Source organism: Ulvibacterium marinum (assembly GCF_003626755.1).
GTDB classification, from domain to species: domain Bacteria; phylum Bacteroidota; class Bacteroidia; order Flavobacteriales; family Flavobacteriaceae; genus Ulvibacterium; species Ulvibacterium marinum.
Genome location: NZ_RBCJ01000001.1, coordinates 1,333,880 through 1,358,425, shown reverse-complemented (window position 1 = coordinate 1,358,425; position 24,546 = coordinate 1,333,880). Strand labels below are relative to the sequence as shown.

Below are 24,546 nucleotides of genomic sequence, written 5' to 3'. Positions count from 1 at the left end.
GATAGCAATACTTGGAATGGTTAAAATTTGGTTAATTTGTTAATAATATAAATTGGAATAAAAAGTAAGTTTAACGCATGATTTTACGACTACCTCATGAACCCAATTGTTCCAATATTCAAACCAAATATGATAAAATAAAAATGATCAGGACAGCAAAAATCGTGTTGCCCATCTTTTTAGGATTGATTATCTCCTGTACGGATAATACTGGGGAACCCAACGATACGGACAATGCAGATGGGTTCAATGCCAAACTTTTGAAACAGACCACGGCCCCAGGTTTGGGTCAGAGTAATTATTTCTACAACGACAGGGACGAACTCATTCTGATAACCAAAACAAATAGCGAAACCTCACGCGATTCAACTTACCTGGAGTACAATGACGGTGTATTGTCCAGGGTCCTACAAAGAATATATTACCCGATTAACGGTATTGTGAACATCGAGACGATATTCACAAGGTTTAACGCTACTAACGCCAGTGGTTCATATAAGGTGTTTGAGGATGCGGGGACAATACTTCAGGACCTAACATTCGAGTACACATTTTCGGACAACCTGATTAAGACCTCTACATTTTTTAGATCGGACGGTTCAAAGACATTGGAAAAAATCTATGTCCATGATGAAAATGGCAATCTTACCAATTGGGACCAGTTATGGTATCGTACTGACGGTAGCGTACAGACAGAAAGGCGATATGTGTTTACCGAATGGGATACTAGTGGGCTGACAACCAAGAGTTTGTTCTATTGGACCTATAACTTGAATATTTTTCAGAACATTTATTTTTCAAAGAACAATTGCCTAAATCTTATCGATGGTGGCGAGACATTGAATTATTCCTTTGAATATGATTCCGATGGAAATGTTACCAAATACAATTCTATTGAAGCAGGGAGATCCATGACCCTAGAATACTACGAATGAGTAATACTTGGAAGTGGTGATTTGTCCTTTTTATTCATTTTTCTTGATTGCCAAGTATATAGCCCTTAAAAAAATCATTGCTATTACAAAAAGGATAATGCCCCATATAAGTACGAGATTATAGAACTCATCGTCCCTATATAGTTCTTCGATATTTTCGTCGATTTCCAGTATGAAGGCTAAAATCGACATCATTAGCTTCTCCATAGTCTGTTTAAATTACGGGAAATGCGACCATGAATACTAAAACAAGGGCAAAAAGGGCATTTATTTGTTGAACCGCTTAGGAAACCCTTCTATATACCAGATAGCCCCTCGAAACAGAGAGATCTAATTTACTATGAACGATACGTCACTGATTTTAGATGAATTATTTGAAAAAGAAGCAACTTTATTGTTTTAATACATATATAAAAATACCCCTATAGGCCCAAGAAGCGAACCTGACTAGACTGAAGATGTCCTATTCCTGTTTCCTAGTAGAAAGATTCGGGGTGCATATTGCTATTCATTTCTGCGTTTGTGCTGATTTCAAAAAATTTCCAAAACGATAAAAGATTCCTATTAGGGATGGTCAACAAAAACCAAAGCCAGAATTAATAAAAAAATTAAGTCAAAAACCGCCTAGAGAGGAGGTCAAAAAGACCAAATGAGCTATCTTACACAATCCAAAACCCACTAAAGATGAAAAAACTAGTATTGCTCATTATCCTTCTAACAGGATGCACTAAGGACGATGTGCTGAATTTGAAACAGGAAGGGTACTTTACCCTTGACGCGAGTTTCCTTTCCTCAGTAGCTGGAAAGTACGAGTTACCCGAATGCTCCTCAGAGGAACCTATATCGATAGAATACACCTTAAGGGATACTGGTGGACTATTATGGGTCAAATCTTCCGAAGTTGCCGTTAATGAAGACAATGTAAACATTTTCGATCCGATTACACTTCCAGTTGGGGATTATGTGGTGGAGGATATCGCTTTGGTATCGGAAAACGGGAATATTACCCATCGTGTACCCAATAGTGAAAGCATTGGATTCGATTTTAGTGTTTTCTCCGATATTTCGACACCTTTTGACGCACAGATATTTCCAGAAACAGAGACTTCCGTAAGTGTTGAGCTTATGTGTTATTCTCCAGCTGAACTCGATCTTAGTGGTACTTTCGAGGGCAATACAAAGGTTACAGATCTTACCACACTTTATTTTCTATTGCCTGAAGGTGGGTGTGCAACAAGGTGCACTATTGTTATCGACGGGAAGTTGACGTTCGACGAAGATGTTACGGGAGAAGAAATACACGGCGCGCCTATAGTAAAGGAATTTGAGCTATTAGTAATAACGGCATGGTCCGGTGACGATGAATTGGCATCCGTGGAATTTACAGAGTACAACCCAGATGGCACCGCCACCGACGAAGACGTGGTACAGTTCGATTATCAGTGCCTTTAATTATAAATTTCATAATTAATCTTCTTTTGGCGGATGTAACGCTGGTAACTCCTTTAATACCATGAGTGCGTATTAGATTATTTTGAGACATTGATGTTAATCGATATACAAATAACAACTTATACTTATATATAAAAAGCTTCACGATTATAAATATTATTAATTTGTTTGGAAAGATATCTTCACATCGTGAATGAGCCACCTTTCTTTTTAAGAACTTACTGAAAGACTACATATCTTTTGCCAATTGTTTCATGTCTCTTGTGAAGAGCATCAAACATACTGAAGCTTCAAAAGAACCTTAAAATTGTGTAATTGACCGAAAGGGAGTTATTATCGATTCCCTAGATTAATTTCCAAATTTCCCGACTAAAGGTGTTGTCCTTGCCATTGAACAAATTTTATGATGCATTTCATCGATAAAGTCCATGAAATAGTACTGTATGACACAACTTTGTAGCGAATCACAAATCTTTAACTATGAAAACATTTTTACTATTACGGGAGATTTATCTCGAAGCATTTAAAAGCTTTGGAAACTACTTGGTACGAAACTATTTCAAGGCATTTGCCTGGTTTAGTTTTACGCTATTGGCAGTAGTACTTTACGCATTTGTCTTTAGGGTCTATACAGGTTTTGCCTTTGATTAGACCATATATAAATCGATTTTGGGGAAAATCAATTTTAATAACCAACAAGAGTTCAAAAGAACGATAAGGAAGCAGCCCGTTGTAGTTTTTGTGTTGCTTTGCTTTACCGTATCCATTGCCATATTGTTCTTTTATACTTTTTGAACAAATCCTTGCCAGAAGGCAAGGATTTTTTTCTTATATCTTTTGGGCCTTTGGCCATATACCTCTATCATAACGGATACCCAATCCATTACCTTTAAGCAAAGGAAGTACACCCTTATCTGGAATGATTTTAGGGCCGAACCATGACTTTTGTTTTTCAGAACCTCTTAGGGGATATTCTTGAAAACCCGTCAATACCGGTGCAACGGTTGCCAATTGGGAAAATGGGGCGAAAAGCGGATCCGCTTTAGGGGAATGGGGCGCAAAACCTTTTTTAAGCGTGTTTGCCATATGCGCAATCTTCAAGGCTCTTACGATTCCCCCATTATAATAAACATCAGGCTGAAGGATATCATAAACCTTATCTTCACAGATAGCCTTAAATTGATGATAGCTAGAATCTTGTTCCCCACCGGCCAATTTCATTGTAGTCAATTCTTTTTTTATCGCAGCATTGGATTTGTAATCCTGCCAATAACAAGGTTCTTCCAAAATCTCTACACCGTAATCCTCCAAAAACCGGATTATCTCTTTTGCCTCTTCTATCGAATACGACCCGTTGGCATCCGCATAGATTGTAAAATCATCGCCCATGGTTCTACGCACCATAGGGATGAATTTTTGGGTACGCTCCCTATCCCTTGGTGTATTCTTAAGCCGTCCCCCAACTTTCAATTTAACCGCACTGGCCCCGGTAAGTTCTTGATATTTGACTATATTCCGCGTCTCTTCTTCGGCAGAATTACTGCGGGTAAGGCTGGAAAGATAAATGGGGACTTCCGTCCGCATGGGATGGCCAAGAAACTGATTTACAGAAACCTCACCCAAGTTTCCCAATAAATCCCAGATAGCTATTTCCAAACTGCCCACACAGTTCCAAAAGGGCATTCCCGCATATTTGTAATTACTCCCATCACGAAGAATCCCATTTACCAAATGAGCCACGTCCCTTGCATCCTTCCCAACAAAGAAAGGCACTACCATATTCTTTAAAAGTGATACCAATTTTTGCATGCGGGCATTACAGATAGTAACTCCCGTTAAACCAGAAGTATCGGAAACCTTTAAAACCAAAAGTGACTCAAAGCTATAAAGCTGAACCTCCTCTATCGTTACCGGTGATATAATGGCGCGTTTTACCGATTCCGTGATTTTCTCCTCCAAAGAACTCCCTTCAGCCAAACTTTTAAGGGAGTGGCCATACCATGGTATCCCGCCAACAATGGAAGCAGCGGCAGTGGCTTTAAGAAACTTACGTCTAGAAATCATAAAGTTATTCGATAACAGCTATTGAACATCGACCACTTAAAACTAGACAATCTTTGAAAAATGAGCGATTCGAATTCAAAAAATTGTGGATTTGGGTTCATATTAAATCGGCTAAATTCTATATTGCAAGGAATAAAATAAGATGCCTTGTTCAATATAGATAGTGACACCCCTATTCCACAGCTCCAAAATTATCTTCTAGAAAAGGAATGGATAACGCAGGAAGAGCATATCCAATCCACTGAAAAACCCGGCGAGGGCAATATGAACGTTGTGCTTCGCATCCGTACAAATACACGTTCCTTTATCTTAAAACAATCTCGCCCCTATGTTCAAAAATACCAACAAATAGCGGCCCCCTTAGAACGTATTGAGGTGGAAAGAGACTTTTATGAAACGGTAAAAAGTAGCGCTCTCAATGCCCATATTCCAAAGATTTTAGGATATGATGCGGAAACCTTTGTGATGATCCTAGAGGATTTGGGGCATTGCGAGGATATGACCCTAATGTACACTAAGAAATCCTTTTCCAAGAAAGCGTTGGAAAAATTGGTCTTTATACTAGGTTTGATCCATAAGAAAAAAGTACCGGCCGATTTCCCAAAAAACCTGGAAATGCGGTATTTAAACCATCAACATATTTTTGTACTACCCTTTCTTGAGGACAACGGATTTCAGTTGGATGATGTGCAACCCGGACTGCAGGAGCTCTCCATGTCCTATAAGAAGGATGTTGGGTTAAAAACCTTGGTAGGCCGTATTGGCGAACTATACCTTTCCGAAGGGCATACCTTAATCCATGGAGATTACTATCCTGGTAGTTGGATGACCGAAGGTAATAATCTTTATGTCATAGATCCAGAGTTCGGATTTGTAGGGTTTGCAGAGTTTGATCTAGGGGTCATGGTCGCCCACCTTATCCTGGCAACCCATAAACCGGACTATATGGATACTATATTGGAGAAGTATGAAGGCAAGGCTGATAGAAGATTGGTGTCCCAGGTAGCGGGGATAGAGATAATGCGAAGACTTATTGGGTTGGCCCAATTGCCTTTAGTTCGAAGTATCGAGGAAAAAGAGTATCTTTTACAAATGGCCCACAAAATGATCTTGGTTTGAGAAACGCAATCTATGGTTTTATAGTATTGTTTTTGGTCTTGGGCTCTTGCAAAGACAAGGACCAAAGGTCACATGTGGATATTCCCGCCCCAAAAAAAGCGACCTATATCTCGGATACTTTGCAACTCTCTAAAGAAGCTTACTATGATAAAGTACTTGGGGCGCTAGTAGGTTCGGCCATTGGTGATGCCATGGGAGCATCCACTGAAATGTGGTATAGAAAGGATATCCAATTAAAATATGGATATATTACCGGACTCACCCCCGCCGTTCGGGTACAATCTCCAGAAGGCACGTGGGAGCACAACCTTATAGCCGGGGCAACCACGGACGATACGCGTTGGAAATATTTTATGGTCAAATATTTTACGGAACACGGTGCAGATCTCTCCCCTAAAAACTTTGCCCGTTTCATTACGGACTATTATGAATCCATTGCTCATAACTTGGCGGATACCGACGTTCTTTCCCAAACGGATGCCCTGGACGATCGTATTGAAAAAATAGATTGGATCAAGGAATGGGCACGAGTGGCGATTGCCTATCAAAAAAGTCCGGAGGACTACCAAAAAGCCCAAAATCGTTTCTATGGCGGGGAACTCTCCTGTGCAGGCCAGCTCTATACCCCCATGTTCGGATTATCGGCCAAAACCCCGGAAGAAGCTTATACAATGGCCTATGACCATGCTCTTTTTGATTTGGGCTACGCCAAGGACATTTCGGCTTTGGTGTCTGTCCTTACTCACATGGCACTGCGCACCAACAATATGGATTCCATATTGAATGCTGCAACTTTTGTCGACCCCTATGGATATCAGGATAGTCGCCTGGTCGGACGTATTTCCTATAATATTGCGGATGCTTCCATTAAAAGTGTATTGGCCATACAGGAAAAACCGTTGGTTGACTCCCTAATTACCAAGGATTCCCTTGTTTTTAAGGTTCCCGAGGGGTTCCCGGAAAGCCAAAGGAAATGGGTACGCCAAGAAATGGCCTACCAGTTTTTGGAAAAAGATGAACGGGCCATTGCCTTCCATTCCGGGGAAATCTGGCAAATTTTGATTACTGGATTGCAATTCGGCGGAGGTGATTTTGAAAAAACACTACAATTTATAGTCAACTATGGAAGGGACAACGATACTGTAGCGGCTGTGGCCGGAATGATTATGGGGGCCAGAGAAGGATATGCCAATTTACCCGAAAACTTAAAAGAGGAAGTGCTGCGCGTGAATAGGGAAAACCTCGGTATCGATTTGGAACAATTGGCGCGGGAAATGGTAGGACAGTAAAAAATTCTAACCAAAAATATAGATGAAACGAAAGGATTTTATTCAAACTACGGCGTCCTTTGCAGCGGGTGCGGTTTTAATGCCTATGGCCTCGTGCAAACCGGAAAAAAAAGAAGCCATTGCCACAGTAGTACAACGTAAGAATTGGGCAGGCAATTACACCTATACCGCACAAAATCTCTTTGAGCCAAAAACAGTTTCCGAGGTTCAGGCATTGGTCAAAAAGCTGGATACACAAAAGGCCTTGGGTTCCTGCCACTGCTTCAATAACATTGCGGACAATCCATTGAATCAAATATCCACAAAACGCCTTGCCGGGATAATCTCAATAGACGAAAATGCAATGACCGTTACCGTAGGTGCAGGCACAAAATATGGTGATATCGCACCAGAATTACATGAAAAAGGATATGCATTGCACAATTTGGCTTCATTACCGCATATTTCGGTTGCGGGCGCTTGTGCAACCGCCACCCATGGCTCCGGAGTAAAGAACGGAAATCTGGCAACATGTGTCTCTGCCTTGGAAGTTGTTAATGGAAAAGGTGAGATTCTAAACCTGAGCAGAGAAAATGACGGGGAAATTTTTAATGGCGCCGTGGTACATCTTGGGGCTTTGGGTATTTTAACCAAAATAACGTTGGATATTCAAAAAACGTTTCAGGTACGTCAGGATGTTTTTCAAGAATTGCCTTTACAATCTTTAAAAGATAATTTTAATGCTATTCTTTCCAGTGGGTATAGCGTTAGCTTGTTTACAGATTGGCAAAATGAACTAATCAGCCAAGTTTGGGTCAAAAGAAGAACCGATGAAGAGCTTATCGATCTTGGCGATGATTTTTACGGAGCAAAAGCAGCAACAAGGGACCTTCATCCCATAACCGAACTTTCTGCCGAGAACTGCACGGCCCAAATGGGCATACCGGGACCTTGGTATAACCGCTTGCCGCATTTCAAGATGAGATTCACCCCAAGTAGCGGAGAAGAGTTACAATCCGAATTTTTTGTGCCCTATGAAAATGCATTGGAGGCCATATTGACCTTGGAAAAAAAACGGGATCTGATACATCCCCAATTAATGATTACCGAAATACGGACCATTGCTGCAGATAACCTCTGGATGAGTCCATGTTACCAGCAAGATTGCATCGCCATCCATTTCACTTGGAAACAAAACCCGGAAGAAGTCGGTAAATTGATTACCATGATAGAGGAAGAACTTCAACCATTTAACGCCCGCCCGCATTGGGGCAAATTGTTTACGGTATCGCCCGAAGAGTTGAAATCGCAGTATCAAAAATTGCCCGATTTCGTAAAACTTGCCGAACAATACGACCCGGAACACAAATTTCGGAATGCTTTTTTAGATCGAAATATTTATAGGGCTTGATTGGAAACCCCAGGGTATTGCTTGGATGGGCTGGCTACGAAAATCAAACTAGTTGAAGAGCTCGCATTCCCGATAGGCATCTACATTAAACTTTACGATATACCGGTTGAAGAAACTATTTTCATTGGGGCTGTTCCTGCTGCTTGTAAAAATCAAGAACTTTCCATCTTCGGTCACGAAAGGGCTTCCGTCGTATCCTTCCGAGTTTATTTCCTTGCCCAACGATTTGGGATCGCTCCATGTATTTCCCCCTTGATTAAAGGTGATGTACAAATCCGAAAATCCCATGCTGTCTTCGCGATCAAAGCCCGCAAAAATAAGGTATTCCTTATTGGGCGCTACAAAGGCATCCCCTTCAAATTTGTCCACTGAATTTACGTTGTCCGGAAGTGCCACGGGTGTACTATATTGCCCATCCTCATAGGTCGCGAAATAGATGTTCGAGTTTCGTGTTCCATCAAGGGGCATCAAGGAATAGAAAAGTGTTCCATCCTTGGTCCTCCATGGATAGCCTACCCCCGTATTATTGGGAAATACGATTTCCGGATTGCTCCATCCGTTTGAAAGTTTATGCGACTGCCATAATTGAAAATGGGTAGTTACACTATCCTTGTCCACGCGGTGCGGTAGGTTGGACATAAAAATCAAATGGTCTCCTTGGGCATTAATGTATGGATCGGAATAATTGTAAAGGGTATCAAAAGGTATAGGCTCTGGCTTTAAAAAGCGCTTGCCCTTGAACTCTTGATAAACCAATTGCGCCCGATGCGGAAGCTGCTGGCAGTAAAATATCTTCCTGTGGTCCTGGGTAAAGGCATTGTTCCATTGCATACCATCCACGGAGATATCACCAGGAAACAATTTTACCGGAGTATCCTCATTTTCATATTTGCCCAAAGGGTCTATTTTGTCCGCTTCCTGTCCATAGGAATACATAAAAAAGCTGAGTGTTATAGGAAAAATAATGTGCCGGAGGTTTCTTTTTGCATCTTTCATGACCACAAAATAGACATCACCTTCCCTAGTCTATTATAACAATTTGTTAAACTTTTAAAAAATGGGGATAATGGCCATAACTTTTTCCTCAACGGGGCATAAATGCATTTTGGCAAAGAGATCATGGATGCCAAAATTTGATAACGGCCTCACAAAGCCTTGGTTTTAAGGGGCTTTTCCAAAACTAGAATTTAGCATACTTTTAAAGTGTTTTTACCATTTGAATCGTATTCCGACAAGCATTGGTAAAAACAATGATTTTTGGGAAGGCCTTAGGGTCAAAAGAAATAGTTGATCAAATCACTGGATATACCATCAGTATGATCTAAATTGAAATGAATGCATAAGGATGAAATATTATAGCGGAAAAAAAGAGTGGATCACTATTAAGTGTACATTCTTTTTACTAGGATGCATTTTTCTGATTTCTTGTACTTCTTCCCCTTCCGAGCAAATTCGTGAAAAAGGAAATAGACCCATTGACCCATGGGCGTTAAGATCGGTTCTTGATTTGAGGCCAAGAATATTGACCCTGGCGTTGGATTCCGAATGCTATTTGGCCTACGATCTGAATGCATGTGGCCTGTACCGTGCCTGGAAAGGCGGAGTCAACTGGGATGGAACGGTCTATACGGAAACAAAGGTAGCACAGCCCACCAGTTGGGGAAAGGATTACTTTCTAAACCCATCGCCACAAGAATCCTGGTTATTGGAGCAAAACGGCAGAAAACAGGAAGTCACAACACGATTTCAAGGCTATCGATTTGAAAACGGACAGGTATACCTGAAATACAAACTGACCACGGAAAAGGATACTATTTTTTTAGAGGAGCGACCAGAGTTTATAAGGGATGACCAAGGCAATCCTGGACTGGAAAGAGTGTTTATGACGCAAGGCATGGATGGAAACCTATCCATTACTTTGCATACAAAACCCAAGGCGATCAAGTTGGAAAATAATACCACCACTATTTCTCGAACCTTTTTCAAAAAAATTCCCGATCAAGTTCGGCCAATAGGCCCAAAAGATTCTGAAAATCTAGGGAAGTACTGGATGGAACGTTCGGATTGCTTTACGTGCCATGAATGGTCGGAAAAAACTGTAGGCCCTGGATTTCAGCAAATTGCCGAAAAATATCCCGAAGATAAAATAACAGTGGACCTACTGGTAAAGAAAATAAAGGAAGGCGGATCAGGAGTCTGGGGTGAAGCCGTCATGAACCCGCACCCAAATCTTGAGGATTCCAATTTGAAAGCAATGGTGAGCTACATCCTTTCCCTGAATCATAAGGATAGCATAAATGGGAATCCAAATCTGGAGAAAAAGGCCATTGTGAACAAACCCCATTCAACGGAAACGGAGGTTTTAAGACCTGGTTTTGGGTCATCCCTAAGCGATGTCCATCCTAGTTATAACCTTCAAACGATCAACTTGGAAGGAATAGAATTTAAGGTAGGTGGTCTGGCCTTCTTACCGGACGGCAGATTGCTGGTATCATCATGGACCCCCCAAGGAGAAGTATATATTCTGGAAGGTGTAGAGACGGGAGACAGCACCCAAATAAAAATCAAGACCATGGCAAAGGGACTTGCCGAACCATTGGGACTTGCCGTTGTGGAAGGTGAAATATTTGTTTTGCAAAAACAAGAACTCACACAGCTCATTGACCATGATGGAGATGGGATAACGGATGAATATAGATCCATATGCAATAGCTTCGATGTATCGATGGATTTTCACGAATTCGCTTTTGGGCTGGTATATAAGGACGGTTATTTCTATGCCAATCTTTCTATGCCTATGCGGTTAATGTCCAATGAAAAACCGCTTCCAGATCGCGGAAAGACCCTTAAAATAGCAAAGGACGGAAGCTATGAGGAGGTAATTTATGGGCTTCGTACGCCCAATGGAATAGGAATAGGTGTGGATGAAGAACTGTTTGTTACGGACAATCAGGGACAATGGCTCCCCGCAAATAAATTTATACATGTAAGATCCGGCGATTTCCATGGAATGCGGTGGGGGCTTCCAGACTCGTTGCAAGGTTTAAAAATGGTGCCTCCTGCCGTATGGTTGCCTCAAAATGAGATTGCCAATTCTCCATCGGAGCCCTCCTTGTTGTATGACGGACCCTACAAGAACCAAATGATATTCGGCGATGTGACCCATGGTGGAATCAAACGGGTCTTTCTTGAGACCGTTAATGGATCATACCAAGGTGCCGTATTTAGATTTACCCAGGGACTAAATGTAGGAATTAACCGGATAAGAAGGGGGCCTGATGGTGCATTATACGCCGGTGGTGTTGGAATGGGCGGAGGCTGGGGATGGAATGAAACCAGGTACGGTCTCCAAAGATTGAAGTATAACGAGAAGGTTACTTTTGAAATGTTGGCGATCAGATCCAAACCCTATGGATTTGAAATCGAGTTTACGGAACCGTTGGGGATTGGACAAGGAGATTCTCCTGCCGATTATTCGTTGGAACAATGGTGGTACAAACCTACCAAGTCCTATGGAGGGCCTAAAATGGATCTAGAAGTACTGAAGGCTTCTGAAACAAAAGTAAGTGCCAACCGAAAAAAAGTCCATTTAACGATTCCGGGATTAAAAAAAGAACATGTCGTTAAATTTAATTTGAACCCGGAACTACGGAGTATGAACCGCCAAAACCTTTGGTCATCGGAAGCTTGGTATACCCTAAATAACATCCCAAAAAACTAGGCCCTAGATAACGCCCTTAAAAAGAAGCTCAAATCTACCGGAAGTATAAAGGAAATCCACATCCTGGTTCAAGAACAAAGTGGTTTTGGAAGCTTTTAAAGAACGTCTTGCCAATATATCCTGGCCATTTCTAGGGTAAAGGCTTTAGGGGCTATACATGTAATGGGGCAAATCGACCTAAAATAACTTGTGCCAGGTATATGACTTAGAATAAAATATACACAAATACTACAATTCATATCGTAATTCTCAAAACGAGCAAATTATTGATTTGCATTGACTCAATTAAAACACCAGAACAATGAAAATGGCATACGTACAAAAACAAAGGCGCATTTCTAAAATGACCTCGAGTTTGGTCAAAATGAGCAAATTTTTCCTTATTTTTCATTATTAGGTTGAATAGCAAAAAAATTTAACTGGTTATTAATCAATTATTCATATCATCCTTTTTGTTTTACCCTTATCTTTAGTACTACCTAATTGTATATCGTAGTACAGTTGAGTTTTTTGGCCGAAGTGAAACACAATTTAAAATCGAATCATAGCTATGGAAAACCGTAGAAACTTTCTCAAGAAATCTGCTTCTGCAGCGGCATTTAGTTTAGTTGCCGATTGGGCCTCCGCAATGCCAACTTATGACAAATTGGGCGAAACCCTGCCCCAAAGACAATTAATACGAAATGGGGAAAAGGTGACCTCATTTTGTTTGGGCGGCTATCATTTGGGGCTTACGGAAGATCCAAAGGAGGCAGAAAAGATGGTAGAACGTTCCATGGAACTAGGTGTGCGCTTTTTTGACAACGCGAGGCGTTATAATAATGGACGTTCCGAGGAGTACATGGGGAAGTTCCTTACCCCTAAATATAGAGACCAGATCTTTTTAATGTCAAAGGCCCCGGCTAGAACGGGTAAAGGAGTACAACAACAATTGGATGAGTCCCTAAAAGCATTAAAAACCGATTATTTGGATCTTTGGCAAATACACACTTTTACTACGCCGCAGGATGTGGATAATCGCCTTCGCGATGGCGTTCTTGATGTTTTCTTGGAGGCAAAAGAAAAAGGAAAGACACGTTACCTAGGGTTTACAGGCCATCAAAATCCAAAAACACACTTGTATTTCCTTAATAAACTCGACGAATTGGGCATTGAGTTTGACACATGCCAAATGCCGTTGAACGTTTGCGACCCTTCTTTTGAATCATTTCAACATGAAGTCTTGCCGGTCTTGAACAAAAAGGGATATGGGGTAATTGCCATGAAGACCATGGCTGGAGGTAGTATGATGGGAGGAAGAATCGACACAACACCCCAGGACATCAGAACAAAGGACATTCCGGATGTTGTAGCAAAAACCGAACTCACACATGCAAATCTACATCAATATGTGTATTCATTACCCGTATCAAGCCTATGTAGCGGTTGTAGATTTACCTATGAGCTTGAAGAAAATGTAAAGGTGTTAAAGGATTTCAAGAAACTATCAGTTGAAGATATGGATAGGTTGGTCAATTATGCAAAGCCCTATGCCGGCCTCATTGTGGAAAATTACAAAAGAGTCTTTGCCTAGTCCAGCCCTATGAAAAAATTGGAGTTGTTAAAAAAATGGTTTGAAAATCATAAGGGAACGGTGACCGCATTTTCCGGCGGAGTGGATTCTTCATTGGTTCTTTATGTCTCCAATCTAGTTCAAGGGGAAAATGGAATAGGCTTGATTTCAAATTCGGAAAGTTTAAAATCCAAGGATTTTGAAGTGGCCCTAATTTTCTGTAGAACCCACAATATAAAGCTAGAGGTAATCAAGACAGAAGAGTTAAAGGACGCTAACTATACCTCCAATCCCGCAAATCGATGTTTTTTCTGTAAGAATCACTTGTACGGGGCGATGGTGGACATTATCCAAGATAGATATCCGAAGTATACCATTTTGAACGGGACCAATCTTGATGATCTGGGAGATTACCGACCTGGCCTCCAAGCGGCTGAAAAATATGGGATCAGATCTCCGCTTGCCGAACTTCAAATTAGTAAAAAGGAAGTTATAGAAATGGCCGCTGAATTGGGGCTTGAGACAGCTTCTAAGCCCCCAAGTCCATGCCTAAGTTCAAGAATTCCTTACGGAACACCAGTGAGCAATACCAAACTTCGGCAAATTGAACAGGCCGAGTATATTCTTAATGATTTTGGCTTCGATCGTGTTCGGGTTAGGCATAGGGGCGATGAAGCTTCGGTAGAAGTTCCGTCCGATGAAATACCTTCTTTGGAAAGTCAATTCGAAGAAATTTCACAAGAAATTAAGGAGCTAGGCTTTCTAAAGGTAAAACTGGACACAGAAGGATTCGTCTCCGGAAAGTTAAATCGTGTTCTGAATGAATAGACCCTTTATCATCGATTATGACAGAAGGCAGCGACTGGGCTTTGACGAGGTTATATACGGCGAATCCAAAAGTATCAACCTATTATTAGGTCTGTTGGCAGAATATGTAAATAGAAACCAGAATGTGCTCATCACAAGGGTACAGCATAAAAAGGGAAAAGCATTGTTGAAGAAACACCATTCGGCTTTTTTCGATAAAGAATCTGGAATCTTCATGCTAAAACCTTTAGAGGGAAATGACGAAGTAAAACGTGTAGGCATCATCTCAGCAGGAAGTTCCGATATAGGCGTGGCGAATGAAGCCTATTACACTTTGACCTATATGGGAATTGGTGCGGAAATAATCCAGGATGTTGGCGTTGCCGGCCTACATCGTTTACTTGATAGAATTGAGGACTTGCGCACTTACGATATTTTAATCGTAGTAGCAGGATTTGAGGGAGCCCTTCCTACAGTCGTTGGCGGTTTGTTGCCCCAGCCCATAATTGCCGTACCGACATCGGTAGGCTACGGTACGGCCAAAAATGGGAAAACAGCGTTACATGCTATGTTGACAAGCTGTTCAAACGGAATTACTGTAGTCAACATAGACAACGGGTACGGTGCTGCCATGAGTGCCTTTAGAATGCTAAATCTTAAGAAATAATGAGTGCTATCTACATAGAAGCCTTTTCTGGTTTATCAGGTAATATGTTCCTGAGCGCCTTTTGCGAGTTGCTTGATGATTATCAGTCCCTGATAGACTTGCCGAAAAAGTTGCATTTACCGGATGCAAAAATCGAAATCAAAGAAGTTGATAAAAACGGTATTAATTGCAAATATGTAGAGGTACTGGATTTGAACTTGATCGATGACCCAAAAGAATCAAAAGCACATGATCACGAACACTCACATGACCATGGTCATAGTCATCATCATAGTGCACATCGGCATCTTTCGGATATACAGAAGCTGATAGATCATGCACACATTAGCGAGGGTGCGAAAAAGATTGCCCACGAGATTTTTTTGTTAATTGGCAAAGCGGAATCCAAGATTCATAAGATGCCACTTGAAACCATTCACTTTCACGAAATAAGTGGTGTAGATTCGATTGTCGATATTGTCGGAAATGCTGTTATGATCGATAAGCTTAAAATTTCTAAGGTTTTTTGCACCCCGGTCTGTACAGGTTTTGGCATGGTAAAAACCCAACATGGCATGCTACCGATTCCAGCGCCGGCTACCGCTGAACTACTTCACGGAATGCAAATTTATCCCGGCAATGAAGAAGGGGAAAAGGTTACACCAACAGGAGCCGCAATTTTGAGGTACCTCAATCCCGATTTCGAAAGCACGACCTATGTCGCACAAAAAACGGCATATGGACCTGGAAAGAAGAATTTTAACAATCCCAACGTAGTACGGATTTCCCTGATCGAGGAAAATGATTCCGATAGCAAAGATTCCTACATCCAGCTAGAGACTTCAATAGACGACATGACACCGGAATACCTTGGAACGGATTTTCAGCAAGGCCTTTTGGATGCCGGGGCAGTGGATTTTGGCATGTCACAGCAGTTAATGAAAAAAGGACGATTCGGCTTTTTACTTAGCGTCATTCTTCCCGTTGGTTCATTAACGAAAGTATCCAATTACCTTTTTGACAACACCACTACTATTGGACTACGCTATTATAGCATAGACAGAATTGAGCTGCCAAGAAAAAGACATCCAAAAGCCACCCCTTTAGGAGAAATTCACGTAAAGGAGGTACGCACTCCAACCGATACTATAAAGGTAAAACCCGAATATGATGATATCAAGAATTTGGCTGCAACAAATGGCCAGACACCATTTCAGGTTTTGAACAAAATAAATATTAACCCTTTAAATTCTTAAAAATGAAAAAAGCATTTTCAATTTTAGTTTTGTTACTATCCGCACAGCTTATAAACGCCCATCCCGGTACGGAAGGTCATTCGCATGATTCCTTACTGGGCGAATTGGCCTGGATACTACTGCCTTTAATTACGATTGTCGCCCTAGGTTCCTTCTATTATCGAAAACAGGGGAAAAAAGGATTGGAATAGACCATACGGTAAAGTGTAAATTTCATAGTTGAACCTTGATAGGGCAATTGGTGATGCCGCCCATTCTGCATTGCACCTCATTTCCCGACATGTGAAAATTTTTGATTACGCTATTGATCTAAACCTAAAAAAAGAATCTAAATCTCAAGGTTCGCCCCTTTGGGGTTAGGGTTTCGATCTACCTCTACTTGGGAGGGGGGGGGGAGAACCGTCCTTCTGGACAATTCCGAGTAGGAAAAACTCGAAATTTTGTTTCAAGAATTCCTTTTTATTTCCAAGGGTTAAAATGAACATTGCGGCAACTACGCATTTAGATCGATTGCCCCATATTCCAAACGGTAAGTCAAGATGCCAATCCTGGAAACTGCAACTAATTTCGAATTAGAAAAACGAACCGGATCCCGTATGTTGGCCAACACCTCCTTCAATGTCCGAGGTGAACCAATTATATGTAGTCCAGAGACGGTTTATTTGACTTTTGTAAAAACTGGAATGGACTAGTTGTCTATGAAAAACTATCTCGACTACCAATCGAACACTTTTAAACGAATCATTTGGGAAGAGATTACCAAAAATTGAAAAGAAGCCATGTATAGAACAACAACTTAAACATTAATTATGAAACATTTAGAAAATCAAGTAAACCGTAGAAATGCACTTAAAACGCTAGGTCTTGGCTCTACAGCAGGAATTCTAGGTATTTTTGGAAGTTCCGATACCAGGGCGTCTACCCCCAAATCCCATGCTCCAACTCCGTCTTACGCTGTTGGAGTGCAAGTCAAAATTACCAAAGTGCGGGCCATTATTACCGCGCCTTACGGTACCAATCTGGTTATTGTAAAAGTAGAGACCGATCAAGATGGTCTCTACGGACTTGGCTGCGCAACATTCACCCAAAGGGCGCACACCGTTGTTTCGGCTATCGAAGAATACCTCGATCCTTTTTGTAAGGGCAAAAATGTTTCCAATATTGAAGATATCTGGCAAACTGCCTATCAGAGTTCCTATTGGCGAAACGGACCTGTTTTGAACAATGCCCTAAGTGGCCTTGATCAGGCACTCTGGGACATTAAAGGTAAAATGGCGGGAATGCCGGTATACGACCTTTTAGGTGGAAAAGTTCGCTTCGCCGTTGACACCTATACCCATGCCTCGGGCAAATCGATAAGTGAGGTCATTGATAGTGTAACCAAGTACAAGGAGGAAGGGTTTAGAAATATCCGTATACAATTGGGCGGTTATGGATCTACACACTTGGCGACCGATCCCGATTGGAAAAGAGCAGGGTTTGGAAGTCAGGGTGACCAGACCATTGATCCGCAGGCATACAAACGGGGAACGGTTGAAATGTTCAAAAAGGTTCGTGAAAAGTTTGGTGATGATATAGAATTACTTCATGATATGCACGAACGCCTTCAGCCCATGGATGCCATCGATATGATAAAAAAGGTTGAGGAATACAGACCTTTTTTTATAGAAGACCCCTTCTCGCCTGAGAACATGGGTTGGTTCGATATGTTAAGGGAACATACAAGTGTGCCCATTGCCATGGGCGAATTATTGAACAACCCACATGAGTGGCTGGAACCTATGAAAAACAGACAATACGACTATATAAGAATACATATTTCACAGATCGGGGGAATCACCCCGGCCATGAAAGTGGCAAGATTGGGAGAATGGTTCAATGTAAGGACTGCATGGCATGGTCCCGGTGATACTTCGCCCGTTGGGCATGCTGCCAACGCTCATATCGATTATGCCATTTGGAATTTTGGTATTCAAGAGGCTGCTAGGGTTATCAGAACTCCAGAGGATAAAGTGCTCGAGGTATTTCCTGGAATGCCTACTGTAAATAACGGTTATATGTCCGTAAATGAAAAACCTGGATTAGGCATTGACATCAACGAAAAGTTGGCCAAAAAATATCCTCCGGTCGTCTACAATTACAATTGGACCCAACTTCGTGGAGAAGACGGCACACCGATTCGACCGTAGTATAATCCATAGCTAACAATGTAAATTGAGTTTTTCAAAGCAAACCGGAAAAGTAGGTTTTCGGCGAATCCGGATAAGGATGTTCGAAATTTGGGTCGAGCCTCTTCCAACCTTGGCATTGTATTCGAGAATCATTATCCAGGGTTCTGGCACAAAGCATCCGTAAATGGCCAGCTATGTTGCCTTTTTATTGTTTGAATAGCATAAACTAAAAATACCGAAATGGAAAATTTAAAGAATTGGTTAAGTTCCATGTTTTATCTGTTTTTCTTAGGCAGTATCAGTCAAGAGATTCCGCAAGCTCAAATCTCAAATGGCTTGATCAAAGCGACAATATACTTGCCTGACGAACACAAGGGATACTATCGCGGTACCCGTTTTGATTGGTCTGGAGTAATGCCTGTGCTTGAGCACGGCGGACACTCCTATTTTGGAAAATGGTTCAAAACCTATGACCCAAAAGTTCACGAGTCCGTAATGGGCCCGGTCGAAGAATTTGGACCTGTAGGGTATGACAAAACTAAAATTGGAGACAGTTTTCTTAAAATCGGTATTGGTACACTTCGGAAACCTGTGGAGCCCAGGTATTCCAATTTCAAGACCTATGAAATTCACGATGCAGGGGAATGGGAAGTAGAGAGTCTCACGAACCAGACTTCTTTCAAACATATACTAAATGACCGACCCTATTCCTACGAGTATCAAAAAGTAATCAGTTTATCTCCCGATACATCCGAAATGGTAATAACCCATAGTCTTACCAATCACGGGGACGATAGGATTGAAACCGAGGTGTATAACCATAATTTTTTCTTTTTGGATGGCCTAAATATAGGCCCTGGTTATGTAGTGCGGTTTCCATTCAAAATTGTTGGAAAAGGAAAGATAAATGACATTGGAAAATTCGTAAAAATAGAAGATGACGAAATTGTATTCATCAAAAAACTAGGCAAAAAAGACCATGTCTATATCGGAGAAATTACCGGTTTCGACAACAACAATAGTAATGGATATGAAATCTGGGTAGAGAATAGACGTTCGGGCGCAGGCGTGAAAATTACATGTGACAGACCATTGTCTCGCTTAGTCTTTTGGTCAGCCCAGAAAACGGTTTGTCCAGAGCCCTATATTGACCTCGAAATTGCACCGGGAGCTACGGTAAATTGGACGATCAAATATGACTTTTACAAACTTTAAAAACCAACAGACCTATTTTGAAGATATCAAATATGTACAATGTTGTGATTGGCCTTTCTAATGACCAGAGTCTTGCAAATTGTTCATTTTTCGAAACAAGATTTTTGTTCAATATTTTGGTCCAATAAAAAACCTCCATTAAATGGAGGTTTTTTATCAAGTATCTTAAATATCAATGACTAGCTAACCAATCCCTTAAGGATTTCCATACCAGTTCCGAAGCATCCTTGGCCATAAAAAGGTCCGCATGGCCGTAATCCAATATTCGAGGCCCATTGGGTAATTTGGTGACAATCTCAACACTTACATCGGAGCTACCAGCAAGCGTAGTGGAGAAAACACCGTCCTGACCGTAACCCCCAGCGGCGCCGAGGTATAATATGGGAATTTTAATCTGATTTAAATCCGCTACGATACTTTCCCGATTTTCCGGGCAAAAAATCGAGAAGCCTTCCGCAGTGATATAAGTGGGCATGTATGGGGCTAAGGATATCAACAGGTTAAACCATCGCTCCTCTTCAGTGTATGCTAGTCCAGTGGGTATTTGTCCGTCAAACTGGCCTCCTAGAAAATGCCAATCCGGGCCATTGGGTTGTGGGCCCCCTGCCGCTGCCAAAGCAAATTGATAATTGCTCAAACCAGGTGCAACTGGTGAATCACCTTCAGGGTTGTCAAGAGCCGCTTGGCCCACGGTGATAAAACCGACACCATTGGTGTTTTGATATTCTCCATTTGCATGTGCCACTTCAGACATTTCCGATAAGGAGCAAGATCCCGCACCAAATGCACTATCATTTTGCTCATAGACCATCACAAAGTCCGTTGGGATCATACCTTTTATATCCCTCAAAATCCGATGCTCTTGTGTCTCCTTTATTGCTGCATTATATGTTAATCCCGCGCCATAACTAAAACCTAAAAGGTTCATCCGCCCAAAACCCTGTCTTGTCAATCCTCGAACCAACCTTGCAATGGCCATTGACTTTAATACATGCCTCGTATCCTTTGTAGTTCCCCAACCTAGGAAGAAAGAAAAATCCTTGGTTTCTAGAGGTACCAAAGTCCAGCCCAGATCGATGCCCCAAACATCGATATTGTTTGAAGCTAGATAAAAGGGGGAGGAATTGTAGGCATCTGGATTTTCTATTCCCGGGCGCAGAAAAATATCATCAAAATCTTGTGATGAACCATGTATCATAAATACGTTCCCTTCGGTTCTAATGGGTCTATACTTTCGGGATTCCCTCACTACTCTATGGATACGCACAACATCATAAGGCCCATTGCCCATACGTACCATGATCTGATAATGGGCGATATCTGCAGAAAGAGAGGACCTAGTAATTTCCAAAATGCGGCAACTTCTATTGCTTTTATTAGCTTTTTCATCTCTACTCGTATCCGAAGAGATATCGGATATTGTTTTGTTACTGATCGCAATTTGTTCACCATCAAAACCAACCAGGGCATAAAAAGAACCTTTTGAATTTTTTAAATTTTGTTTTTTTTGTACATCATTATCTTCAAAAAATATCAAATCACCTTCGGCAGCCTCTTGCAATGCCTCATTTAAATCCTCTTGGTTTTCTGTTAAGATGATAGATTCAAAAGAGAGGTCTTCAATATAGTTTACCCATTCACCATCATCTTGGGTTTCAGAATCGATGGTAACATAATCTTGATCATCATTATCAGTGCATCCGATTGTCATGATCGTGGCCACTACAGCCAAAAATAGGGGCGTAAATTTCCAGGAAAACAATTCTTTAGTTTTCATAATTACTTGATTTTAGGGTCAGTATGACCCAATTAGACAATAGAGAAAGATTGGCCAATCAATTAGCGAACGCTTGTACCAAAGGTCTGGAAAAGTCCACGAAACCAGTTTTGATTATGTAGTGATTCATTCAAATTTTGGTTTCGACTATGTTGAATTTTTTAGATTATGTTGCAGAAGGCTCTAGTGGAGGAAGATTGAGTTCTTTTAAAAACTGTTTGAACCTGGGTTCCTTTCTGAAATCCTCTGGTCCGTTCCAAACCCTGAGCCAAGGAGCGAAAACATCCAAAGGTTTTTTGGATAACCATTTAAAGGCCTCGTCAAAATCGCCGAGATGGGCATATATAAGAGTTAGGCCAAAAGCTTCCCTAGAGCTAACTGCGCCCTTCCGTAATTCAGAAGCAATTTCTAGGGCTTTATCTTTATTTCCAATTTTCGCATAAGCGATTCCTAAGCCATATAAAGCTGCAGGATTAATTTCAATAGACTTTTTTATCGCGCTAATTCCCTCCTGGGGCATTCCCTTTGCAATGTAGATGTCACCCAGAGTTCTCCAGGCAGGTGCGTATTCCTTATCAATTTCAAGGGCTTCCTTTACTTCTTCCATTGCTTTTTTGTGATTCCCCATCCAAAGATGGAGTAGGCCCATATCTGAAGTTATCAATGGCGCCAATGGATCTAGTTGTTTGGCCAATTGATGTTCCTTAACGGCCTCCTCCCATTTCCCCAAAAGAATGAGATACCATGAGTAGTGGTAATGATTATAAGGAAGGTTTGGATTTAACTTTTCTGCAATTGCGAATGACTGTTCCGCAGCTTTCCAATCCCGTTCGTAATAGAGTTGAATCATTGCAAGTGCAGAATGGGCTTTGGCAGATTTAGGGTCCAAGTCCAATGCTTTCAAAGCGGCTGCTTTTCCCCTTCTCCAAGGGGCGTTCATAGGGTCGGGGCCATGGCCCAAAAGGGCGTATCCCTCAGCCAAACCGGCGTAGGCGAGTGGGTCGGCCGGGTCTATCTCGACCGCCTGGTGCAAATAATTCAATCCCTTTTGGAAATCCTCCGCATTGGATTTGGTGAGGTAATATATTCCCCTTAGGTACGCTTTATAGGTTTCTGGGTTTGTGTTTTGCTGTAGCTGAAATCGTTGCTTCCTCTCATCACCGAGAGTAACTTCTATAGAGTTGGCAATATCTTGTATAGCTGTATTTTGCACCGATAGAATATCATTCACACTGTTATGGTAATCCTTGGCCCAAATGTGTTTTTCTTCAGGGAAAACATCGATCAATTGCAGTTGCATTCGTATACTGTCCCCCTTATATATCAGTGAGCCTTCAACCAAATGATCCGCTCCAAGTTGCTTTGCAATATCCCGGATTGGCAATTCCTTGTCTTTGAACTGAAGTGTGGAAATTCTGGAAATTACCCGTAAGCCCTTTATGGTTCCAAGTTCCCCGATTAATGCATCGTGTATACCGGCAGTCAAATATTCTTTACTGGTATCCTCCGATAAATGATCCAAGGGAAGAACCGCTATGGATACCTGCTCAATATTTTCTTTTTTTGATGTAAATGCTTTGATTGTAAGAAAGGCTGCTAAAAGAAAGCTTATTGATGCAACAGAAATAATCCATGGGTTTTTAAGAAGTGCTTTCCTTTTGTGCGAGTCAATTGATTGTTCCGCTACACTTGCGACAGATAATTTGTTTACAGCCTTAAATGTGGTCTGATGTTTTACTTTTCCCGGGGGATGACCATAACGTTCATGAAAACAGGTATTGAAGTAAGATGTACTGTTAAAACCAACCCTGAAGGCTATTTCGGAAACTGAGGCAACATCATTCCGCAACATTTTCATGGCTTCCCTAAGTCGTAGTTCCCTGATAAATTGACTAACGGATTGCCCTTTTATCCGTTTCAATTTTCTGTGGAGTTGTGAACGGCTTGCCCCATAGGTCCGAGCAAGCTCTTCAACGTTGAAATTTTCATTCCCTATATTGGCAAGTACAATTTCCTCGAGCTTTTCGACAAATACATCATCTTGACCTTTATAATCCGAAGAAGCCATTCTACATAGTATTGATGTATAGGGGAATACTTAAAGATAATAAATTTCAATGCCAAAAGACAGATAGCGCCATTAAGAACTAATTTTCAAGCTCCCTAAAAGGGCGATTTTTGGGAGTCGTTATAAGGTCGGCTGTGTCCTTTAAACTGTTCGTTTTATGGGACAATTGAAAATTAAGCTATTCAATAAAAATCGAAAAATTTTAACTCAGTTCTTCTTAAACATCTAAAATATACTTGCCCTTTTCACCAATGCGTTGTAAAACTTCCCGGGTTATACATTTCCTCTGGTCAATTTGTTGAGGTTGGTCCCTTGTACAAAAATAACTGTGAATACTCCGTCGGTCATGGCTTGTTTGATTGGTTGTACCACCGTGCCATACATGCGAATTAAAAATAAAAACAGAGCCTGCAGGTGCCATAATGCGAATTTCGTCAGGATGCTCGTCATTAGGATCTGACATAGCTTCCTCAGGCAGAATACTCGATTTATGCGTTTTAGGGACTATGCGGGTAGACCCATTGTGTTCCGTAAAATCATCTAAAAGCCAAATACTATTGCAGACTTTAAAAGAACCGCTCGCTACAGCATTTTTCCAATCAACGTGAAGTCTTTGCTGCCCTTTGCCTGGTTTTGCAGCCCGATAATTTAGTGACGATAATTTGTATGTCTGCCCTAATACGGCTTCAATACCGGACAATACCCTGGGATGAGTGTAAAAAATATCAAAAACAGAGCCTTTATTGACTAAATCCGCCAAGCGGTCCGTCCCTTCTTCTTTCGGATGGCGGATATATTTTGATTTTCCCAATTCTGACCCTGCATTGTCGCCTTCCAACTGCAATAGTTCAGCGAGGCGGTCATTAATTTGAATTACTTGTTCCGGTATTAATAATTGACCCAAATTGAGATAACCGTTGTTATCTAAAAAATCAATTTCTTGTTTAGTAAGCATATCCTACATCTTTTTAAAAGTGAAATAATGTAGCGAAGATAAAATTACAGAGAGGGGCGTTCTACCTCAAAATTCATGACTTTTTGAACTATATAAACATTTTTTGCGATTTTTACCTTGGTAAAAGTA

The 24,546-nt window shown here is 41.2% G+C and carries 20 protein-coding genes; 15 read left to right on the top strand and 5 right to left on the bottom strand.

The genetic code is table 11. The features are described 5' to 3' along the window. Window positions 1-77 precede the first annotated feature (77 nt). The 3 genes from D7Z94_RS05790 to D7Z94_RS25755 all read left to right on the top strand — a co-directional run bounded on the left by D7Z94_RS05790 (window position 78) and on the right by D7Z94_RS25755 (window position 3,038). Window positions 78-935, top strand: coding sequence for a hypothetical protein (locus tag D7Z94_RS05790; RefSeq protein ID WP_120710542.1), 858 nt, complete (start codon window positions 78-80; stop codon window positions 933-935). Window positions 936-1,619: 684 nt separating this feature from the next. Further along, complete coding sequence (locus tag D7Z94_RS05785) at window positions 1,620-2,387, top strand: hypothetical protein (protein WP_120710541.1); 768 nt, start codon at window positions 1,620-1,622, stop codon at window positions 2,385-2,387. A 480-nt stretch (window positions 2,388-2,867) separates the two neighbouring features. Next, window positions 2,868-3,038, top strand: coding sequence for a DUF6747 family protein (locus tag D7Z94_RS25755; protein WP_170158836.1), 171 nt, complete (start codon window positions 2,868-2,870; stop codon window positions 3,036-3,038). A gap of 177 nt (window positions 3,039-3,215) precedes the next feature. Here D7Z94_RS25755 and D7Z94_RS05780 read toward each other — a convergent pair whose 3' ends face one another. Next, window positions 3,216-4,451 carry a mandelate racemase/muconate lactonizing enzyme family protein gene (locus tag D7Z94_RS05780; RefSeq protein ID WP_120710540.1) on the bottom strand — a complete coding sequence of 412 codons (1,236 nt, stop codon included), beginning with the start codon at window positions 4,449-4,451 and terminating at the stop codon, window positions 3,216-3,218. Window positions 4,452-4,598: 147 nt separating this feature from the next. On the opposite strand from D7Z94_RS05780, the gene D7Z94_RS05775 reads away from it, so the two are divergent. From D7Z94_RS05775 to D7Z94_RS05765, 3 genes are read left to right on the top strand one after another with little or no spacing between them, the layout of a single operon-like run. Beyond that, window positions 4,599-5,570: a phosphotransferase gene (locus tag D7Z94_RS05775; protein ID WP_120710539.1), complete on the top strand. Its 972-nt coding sequence runs from the start codon at window positions 4,599-4,601 to the stop codon at window positions 5,568-5,570. Further along, window positions 5,567-6,859, top strand: a complete 1,293-nt coding sequence (locus D7Z94_RS05770) for an ADP-ribosylglycohydrolase family protein (RefSeq protein WP_245967147.1) — start codon at window positions 5,567-5,569, stop codon at window positions 6,857-6,859. Before D7Z94_RS05775 ends, D7Z94_RS05770 begins: the two co-directional genes overlap by 4 nt. Window positions 6,860-6,881: 22 nt before the next feature. Next, window positions 6,882-8,249, top strand: a complete 1,368-nt coding sequence (locus D7Z94_RS05765) for an FAD-binding protein (protein ID WP_120710538.1) — start codon at window positions 6,882-6,884, stop codon at window positions 8,247-8,249. Between the two features lie 48 nt (window positions 8,250-8,297). Here the strand turns inward: D7Z94_RS05765 and D7Z94_RS05760 are convergent, their stop codons facing one another. Continuing rightward, on the bottom strand, window positions 8,298-9,245 hold the full coding sequence (locus D7Z94_RS05760; RefSeq protein WP_120710537.1) for a PD40 domain-containing protein: 948 nt from the start codon (window positions 9,243-9,245) through the stop codon (window positions 8,298-8,300). 349 nt (window positions 9,246-9,594) lie between these two features. Between D7Z94_RS05760 and D7Z94_RS05755 the strand changes: the two genes are divergently transcribed. The 9 genes from D7Z94_RS05755 (at window position 9,595) to D7Z94_RS05715 (ending at window position 19,617) form a co-directional block, all read left to right on the top strand. Beyond that, a complete protein-coding gene (locus D7Z94_RS05755; RefSeq protein ID WP_120710536.1) occupies window positions 9,595-11,970 on the top strand; it encodes a c-type cytochrome in 2,376 nt (791 codons plus the stop codon). Window positions 11,971-12,520: 550 nt separating this feature from the next. Beyond that, window positions 12,521-13,543 carry an aldo/keto reductase gene (locus D7Z94_RS05750; RefSeq protein ID WP_120710535.1) on the top strand — a complete coding sequence of 341 codons (1,023 nt, stop codon included), beginning with the start codon at window positions 12,521-12,523 and terminating at the stop codon, window positions 13,541-13,543. 9 nt (window positions 13,544-13,552) lie between these two features. Further along, window positions 13,553-14,350 carry an ATP-dependent sacrificial sulfur transferase LarE gene (larE, locus tag D7Z94_RS05745; RefSeq protein ID WP_120710534.1) on the top strand — a complete coding sequence of 266 codons (798 nt, stop codon included), beginning with the start codon at window positions 13,553-13,555 and terminating at the stop codon, window positions 14,348-14,350. Further along, window positions 14,343-14,996 carry a nickel pincer cofactor biosynthesis protein LarB gene (gene larB, locus D7Z94_RS05740; RefSeq protein WP_120710533.1) on the top strand — a complete coding sequence of 218 codons (654 nt, stop codon included), beginning with the start codon at window positions 14,343-14,345 and terminating at the stop codon, window positions 14,994-14,996. The genes larE and larB overlap by 8 nt, the downstream gene beginning before the upstream one ends. Next, a complete protein-coding gene (gene larC, locus D7Z94_RS05735; RefSeq protein WP_120710532.1) occupies window positions 14,996-16,231 on the top strand; it encodes a nickel pincer cofactor biosynthesis protein LarC in 1,236 nt (411 codons plus the stop codon). Before larB ends, larC begins: the two co-directional genes overlap by 1 nt. A 2-nt stretch (window positions 16,232-16,233) precedes the next feature. Then, window positions 16,234-16,422, top strand: a complete 189-nt coding sequence (locus tag D7Z94_RS05730) for a hypothetical protein (protein WP_120710531.1) — start codon at window positions 16,234-16,236, stop codon at window positions 16,420-16,422. A gap of 348 nt (window positions 16,423-16,770) precedes the next feature. Continuing rightward, a complete protein-coding gene (locus D7Z94_RS26180) occupies window positions 16,771-16,923 on the top strand; it encodes a carbamoyltransferase C-terminal domain-containing protein (protein ID WP_211341743.1) in 153 nt (50 codons plus the stop codon). A 117-nt stretch (window positions 16,924-17,040) separates the two neighbouring features. Continuing rightward, complete coding sequence (locus D7Z94_RS05720) at window positions 17,041-18,420, top strand: enolase C-terminal domain-like protein (protein WP_120710530.1); 1,380 nt, start codon at window positions 17,041-17,043, stop codon at window positions 18,418-18,420. A gap of 222 nt (window positions 18,421-18,642) precedes the next feature. After that, window positions 18,643-19,617 (top strand): hypothetical protein, encoded by a 975-nt coding sequence (locus tag D7Z94_RS05715; RefSeq protein WP_120710529.1) that lies wholly within the window; start codon window positions 18,643-18,645, stop codon window positions 19,615-19,617. Between the two features lie 172 nt (window positions 19,618-19,789). Here the strand turns inward: D7Z94_RS05715 and D7Z94_RS05710 are convergent, their stop codons facing one another. From D7Z94_RS05710 to D7Z94_RS05700, 3 genes are all read right to left on the bottom strand, one after another. Continuing rightward, window positions 19,790-21,394 (bottom strand): hypothetical protein, encoded by a 1,605-nt coding sequence (locus D7Z94_RS05710; protein ID WP_120710528.1) that lies wholly within the window; start codon window positions 21,392-21,394, stop codon window positions 19,790-19,792. A 166-nt stretch (window positions 21,395-21,560) separates the two neighbouring features. After that, complete coding sequence (locus tag D7Z94_RS05705) at window positions 21,561-23,462, bottom strand: helix-turn-helix domain-containing protein (RefSeq protein WP_120710527.1); 1,902 nt, start codon at window positions 23,460-23,462, stop codon at window positions 21,561-21,563. Between the two features lie 217 nt (window positions 23,463-23,679). Next, the gene (locus D7Z94_RS05700) at window positions 23,680-24,417 is read right to left on the bottom strand and encodes a phytanoyl-CoA dioxygenase family protein (protein ID WP_120710526.1); all 738 of its coding nucleotides are present in this window, start codon (window positions 24,415-24,417) and stop codon (window positions 23,680-23,682) included. Window positions 24,418-24,546 lie beyond the last annotated feature (129 nt).

What these genes read in the sequence shown, in the direction of transcription:
- D7Z94_RS05790 (WP_120710542.1), top strand. Translation starts at nt 78, where the DNA reads ATGATTTTACGACTACCTCATGAACCCAATTGTTCCAATATTCAAACC.
- D7Z94_RS05785 (WP_120710541.1), top strand. Translation starts at nt 1,620, where the DNA reads ATGAAAAAACTAGTATTGCTCATTATCCTTCTAACAGGATGCACTAAG.
- D7Z94_RS25755 (WP_170158836.1), top strand. Translation starts at nt 2,868, where the DNA reads ATGAAAACATTTTTACTATTACGGGAGATTTATCTCGAAGCATTTAAA.
- D7Z94_RS05780 (WP_120710540.1), bottom strand. Translation starts at nt 4,451, where the DNA reads ATGATTTCTAGACGTAAGTTTCTTAAAGCCACTGCCGCTGCTTCCATT.
- D7Z94_RS05765 (WP_120710538.1), top strand. Translation starts at nt 6,882, where the DNA reads ATGAAACGAAAGGATTTTATTCAAACTACGGCGTCCTTTGCAGCGGGT.
- D7Z94_RS05760 (WP_120710537.1), bottom strand. Translation starts at nt 9,245, where the DNA reads ATGAAAGATGCAAAAAGAAACCTCCGGCACATTATTTTTCCTATAACA.
- D7Z94_RS05755 (WP_120710536.1), top strand. Translation starts at nt 9,595, where the DNA reads ATGAAATATTATAGCGGAAAAAAAGAGTGGATCACTATTAAGTGTACA.
- D7Z94_RS05750 (WP_120710535.1), top strand. Translation starts at nt 12,521, where the DNA reads ATGGAAAACCGTAGAAACTTTCTCAAGAAATCTGCTTCTGCAGCGGCA.
- larE (WP_120710534.1), top strand. Translation starts at nt 13,553, where the DNA reads ATGAAAAAATTGGAGTTGTTAAAAAAATGGTTTGAAAATCATAAGGGA.
- larB (WP_120710533.1), top strand. Translation starts at nt 14,343, where the DNA reads ATGAATAGACCCTTTATCATCGATTATGACAGAAGGCAGCGACTGGGC.
- larC (WP_120710532.1), top strand. Translation starts at nt 14,996, where the DNA reads ATGAGTGCTATCTACATAGAAGCCTTTTCTGGTTTATCAGGTAATATG.
- D7Z94_RS05730 (WP_120710531.1), top strand. Translation starts at nt 16,234, where the DNA reads ATGAAAAAAGCATTTTCAATTTTAGTTTTGTTACTATCCGCACAGCTT.
- D7Z94_RS26180 (WP_211341743.1), top strand. Translation starts at nt 16,771, where the DNA reads ATGCCAATCCTGGAAACTGCAACTAATTTCGAATTAGAAAAACGAACC.
- D7Z94_RS05720 (WP_120710530.1), top strand. Translation starts at nt 17,041, where the DNA reads ATGAAACATTTAGAAAATCAAGTAAACCGTAGAAATGCACTTAAAACG.
- D7Z94_RS05715 (WP_120710529.1), top strand. Translation starts at nt 18,643, where the DNA reads ATGGAAAATTTAAAGAATTGGTTAAGTTCCATGTTTTATCTGTTTTTC.
- D7Z94_RS05710 (WP_120710528.1), bottom strand. Translation starts at nt 21,394, where the DNA reads ATGAAAACTAAAGAATTGTTTTCCTGGAAATTTACGCCCCTATTTTTG.
- D7Z94_RS05705 (WP_120710527.1), bottom strand. Translation starts at nt 23,462, where the DNA reads ATGGCTTCTTCGGATTATAAAGGTCAAGATGATGTATTTGTCGAAAAG.
- D7Z94_RS05700 (WP_120710526.1), bottom strand. Translation starts at nt 24,417, where the DNA reads ATGCTTACTAAACAAGAAATTGATTTTTTAGATAACAACGGTTATCTC.